Consider the following 4,157-nt stretch of genomic DNA (forward strand, 5'->3'; position numbering starts at 1 on the left):
AATAAACCCGCAGAAAGCAGAGCTGGCCGACGAACGGGTCGGTCATGATCTTGAAGATGAGGGCGGAGAACGGGCCGTCGTCCTTCGGCTCGCGGGTGACTTCGTTGTCGAGCTCGTCGTGTCCCTTGATCGGCGGGACGTCGAGCGGCGAGGGGAGGTACGCGACGACCGCGTCGAGGAGCTGCTGGACCCCCTTGTTCTTGAACGCCGAGCCGCAGACGACCGGCTGGACGTGGCCGGTGACGGTCGCCTTGCGGAGCGCGACCTTGATCTCCTCGGGGGAAACCTGGCCGCCCTCGAGGTACTTCTCCATCAGGTGATCGTCGGTCTCGGCGATCGCCTCGATCAGGTGCTCGCGGTACTTCTCGGCTTCCTCGCGGAACTCCTCGGGGATGTCGACGACGTCGAATTTCGCGCCGAGGGTCTCGTCCTTGAACTCGATCCCCTTCCAGTCGATCAGGTCGATCACGCCGCGGAGCTGCGACTCGCTTCCCCACGGAATCTGGATCGGCGCCGGTTTCGCATTGAGCCGCGTCTTCATCATCTCGATGCAGCGCGGGAAATTCGCGCCGATGCGGTCCATCTTGTTGACGAACGCGATGCGGGGGACGCCGTACCGGTCCGCCTGCCGCCACACCGTCTCCGACTGCGGCTCGACGCCCGCGACCGCGTCGAAGCACGCGACCGCGCCGTCGAGGACGCGGAGCGACCGCTCCACTTCCGCCGTGAAGTCGACGTGGCCGGGCGTGTCGATGATGTTGATCCGGACGTCCTTCCAGAAGCACGTCGTCGCGGCGGACGTGATCGTGATGCCGCGCTCCTGCTCCTGGACCATCCAGTCCATCGTCGCGGTGCCTTCGTGCACCTCGCCGATCTTGTAGTTGACCCCCGTGTAATACAGGATCCGCTCCGTCGTCGTCGTCTTGCCGGCGTCGATGTGAGCCATGATCCCGATGTTGCGGGTGTCCTTGAGAGAATGGGTGCGCGGCATGGTTCAGTTCACCAGCGGTAGTGGGCGAAGGCCTTGTTGGCTTCCGCCATCTTCAGGGTGTCGTCCTTCTTCTTCATCGCGCCGCCCTTGAGGTTCGACGCGTCGAGGAGCTCGCCGGCGAGCTTCTCCCTCATCGTGCGCTCGCCGCGCGCCGCGGCGTACTCGATGAGCCACCGGATCGCGAGAGACGTCCGGCGGTTCGGCCGGACCTCGACGGGCACCTGGTAGGTCGATCCGCCGACGCGCCGCGACTTCACCTCGAGGGCCGGCTTGACGTTCTCGACGGCCTTCTTGAAGACCTTCATCGGATCGTCCTGCGTCTTCTCGGAAACCATCTCGAGGGCGCCGTAGAGAATTCGCTCGGCCACGCTCTTCTTCCCCTGCTTCATCACGGAATTGACGAACTTCGTGACGAGCTGGGAGTTGTAGACCGGATCGGGCAGGATTTCGCGCTTGGGAACTTCTCGTCGTCTCGGCATCTCTTAAGCCTTCGGGCGCTTGGCGCCGTATTTGGAACGGCTCTGCTTGCGGTTGGCGACGCCGACGGCGTCGAGCGTCCCCCGGATGATGTGGTAGCGGACTCCCGGCAGGTCCTTCACGCGGCCGCCGCGGATCATCACGATCGAATGCTCCTGGAGGTTGTGGCCGACCCCCGGGATGTAGGTCGTGACCTCGGTGCCGTTCGTCAGACGCACGCGGGCGACCTTGCGGAGCGCCGAGTTCGGCTTCTTCGGCGTCGTCGTGTACACGCGCGTGCAGACGCCGCGCTTCTGCGGGGACGCATTCAGCGCCGGGCTCGCGGTCTTGTACCGGACCGCCTCCCGACCGCTCCGCACCAACTGGGAAATCGTCGGCATTCTCTTCAACCTCCGAATCCGCCGGGCAAAGAAACTTCACGCGGCGGCTTCGATACTTTCGTCTCCCCGGCCTCCGGGTCTTGCCGCACCCGTTGGCCGAGATCGATCGTCTCCCTGTCTTTCGGATAACTCCGAGAAGTCCCGGGGAAAACCCGCTAATACTAAGAGCCTAAGGGATCTCTGTCAAGCGGAAAACACACCGGAGCAAGGCGACGCTGCACACGGGGAGAGCGAATCCGGCTCCGGCGAGTCGCTCTCCCCTCCCCGACGCTCCCCGGCCCGCGGTCGAAGGCCGCCTGCGGCCCCGTCCACTCTCCCCTGTCCGGCGGGCAGAATCGGGCTTCCGAATCGAGCCATTCCTGGACAAGAACTATGAGGCGGGGGCCCGACAGGCCATCTCCGGACGCCTTCGTGGCCGCTCCTCAGCTGAGGGGCTTTCCGGCAGGCTCTTTGAAAACAATCGGATAGCACCGATCCGCGAGATCGCCTGGCTTCAGGGCGGTCCGAAGCTCGAGGAAAGAGGCTTGACGAGGCGAAGGGAGAGGTGGGTTCGCCCGGGACAGGCGAAGGGCAAGCCCGGGAATCGTCCGGCGCCGATCGCAGCCAGGAGCGGAAGGTCCGGTCCGTGGTAGACCTCGACGGGAAAGCCCCGCCGCTGCAATTCGAGCAGCACCGCCGTCTCCTCGACGATGTATCCCGCGAGCCGCTCCCGGCACTCTTCCGGAAGCGACGCCGGATCGATTCCCCGGGTTCTCCCGACGTAATCCGCGATCTCCCGCCGGACCGCGGCGCCGAAGGCGGCGTCCTCGTTCGCATGACGGTCCAGCGCGAGGGTCGTGTCGCGAACTTCCGGCGATCCGGCCAGTTCCGCCCAGTCGAGGAATCGTGCCGCCGGACATCGCTCCCCGAGAACGCGCTCGATGCGCCGGCGCGCGAGGGAAGCCTCTGCGGCCGCCTCGCGCCTCGCGTCCGCCTCCGAAACCGGGTCGAACGCCATCCGGTTCCATCGGGCCAGATACGACCCTTCGACGACGACCAGACTTCCGACGCGCGGCGCGAGCCAGTCGAGTGTCGCCCGAAGGCGCGCCGTATTCGAGGCGGAGGAGCCGTGACTCAGCGCCAGCGACGCGGGGGGTCGGCCGTGATCGAGCACGGAGGCCAGCATCGGGCCGTGCGAATGCGCGGGATCGATTTCGACGGACCACGCGGCCATCGCCCGCCAGCATACCGAATCGCCTTTTGCCTCCCCGGTTTTGGTACGGTAGGTTCGATGCGGATCACGGATCTCCGGACGCAGCCCGGTCTCGGAACGCGTCGCGCGTGCGCGCGGGTCGAATGGGAAGACAGCGAGCGTCCGGCTCTGGATCTCTTCTTCGAGATCGACGAGGAATCCGGTGGAGAGATCGCCGCCGAGCCGAACGGATTCCTGCTCGCCTGCGCCCTCCCGGCGATGCGTCATCGGGAGAAGAGGATCTTCGTCGAGGGCGCCGTCTGCCCCGTGCTGCGGGACGGACTCGAGTCCGCCGTCCGTATCCTGGAGGGATGGTACGGCGCGCCCAGAGTCCTGCCTCCGATCGAGCCGTCCCGCGGGTTCGCCCGGGCGGCTCCCCCGACGCCGGCCCGGGCCGGGGTGATGTTTTCGGGAGGGGTCGACTCCCTCCACCTGGTCCGGACCAACCGCCGCGACTTTCCGGCCGGACATCCCCGCGCGTTCACCGACGCCGTCTGGGTCAGGGCGTGGGATGCGCCCCCTCCCGGAACGGCGGCCCTGCGCCGGTCCCTCATGCGCCCGCTCGCGGAGACGGGGATCGCGCTTCGGGCCCTCTCCTCGAACCTGCGTCTCCTCGACATGGACCTCGAGTTCTTCGCGCGGGAGTTCCTCTCCGCCGCGTTCCTTTCGGGAGGCCATCTCCTCGGGCGGCTCTCGTCCCTCTCCATCGCGTCGACCGCCCCGACGGAGCAGGCGGCGCCGTGGGGCTCGCATCCGCGGCTCGACCCGCGGTTCGGTTCCGCCGCGCTCCCCGTGCGGCACGAGGAAGCGGAAATCCCGCGGCTCGAGAAGATGCGTTCACTCGTCCGGTGGCGGACGGCGATCGAGACCCTCCACGTCTGCAACGACGAACCGGTCGGAGACCGCCTCAACTGCGGACGCTGCGAGAAATGCCTCGAATCGATGGCGGAGCTGATCGCGGTCGGACTCCCCGGTCCCTGGCCGACGTTCCCCCGCGACGACGTCACGGCCGAGGCGATCCGGTCTCTCCCCGTGCTCCAGGACGTCGCCGCCTCGTGGGGAACGCTTCCGGCCCCGC

At 67.2% G+C, this 4,157-nt stretch carries 5 protein-coding genes; 1 reads left to right on the forward strand and 4 read right to left on the reverse strand.

The window, feature by feature from the left end; all coding sequences use genetic code 11:
• From VFS34_10085 to VFS34_10100, 4 genes are all read right to left on the reverse strand, one after another.
• Positions 1-991 (reverse strand): GTP-binding protein (locus VFS34_10085; protein ID HET9794800.1); only part of this gene is annotated, 991 nt, incomplete at its 3' end.
• Positions 992-999: 8 nt separating this feature from the next.
• Complete coding sequence (rpsG, locus tag VFS34_10090; GenBank protein ID HET9794801.1) at positions 1,000-1,470, reverse strand: 30S ribosomal protein S7; 471 nt, start codon at positions 1,468-1,470, stop codon at positions 1,000-1,002.
• A 3-nt stretch (positions 1,471-1,473) separates the two neighbouring features.
• The gene (gene rpsL / locus VFS34_10095) at positions 1,474-1,848 is read right to left on the reverse strand and encodes a 30S ribosomal protein S12 (GenBank protein HET9794802.1); all 375 of its coding nucleotides are present in this window, start codon (positions 1,846-1,848) and stop codon (positions 1,474-1,476) included.
• Positions 1,849-2,341: 493 nt separating this feature from the next.
• The gene (locus VFS34_10100; protein HET9794803.1) at positions 2,342-3,061 is read right to left on the reverse strand and encodes a tRNA-dependent cyclodipeptide synthase; all 720 of its coding nucleotides are present in this window, start codon (positions 3,059-3,061) and stop codon (positions 2,342-2,344) included.
• 57 nt (positions 3,062-3,118) lie between these two features.
• Here VFS34_10100 and VFS34_10105 point away from each other — a divergent pair.
• On the forward strand, positions 3,119-4,157 hold a 1,039-nt coding region (locus tag VFS34_10105; GenBank protein ID HET9794804.1), incomplete at its 3' end, for a hypothetical protein.

This window comes from Thermoanaerobaculia bacterium (genome assembly GCA_035717485.1).
Classification (GTDB): Bacteria; Acidobacteriota; Thermoanaerobaculia; order UBA5066; family DATFVB01; genus DATFVB01.

Bases quoted from the DNA above. Each gene is read 5' to 3' on its own strand.
- VFS34_10100 (HET9794803.1), bottom strand. From the start codon at position 3,061: ATGGCCGCGTGGTCCGTCGAAATCGATCCCGCGCATTCGCACGGCCCG.
- rpsL (HET9794802.1), bottom strand. From the start codon at position 1,848: ATGCCGACGATTTCCCAGTTGGTGCGGAGCGGTCGGGAGGCGGTCCGG.
- rpsG (HET9794801.1), bottom strand. From the start codon at position 1,470: ATGCCGAGACGACGAGAAGTTCCCAAGCGCGAAATCCTGCCCGATCCG.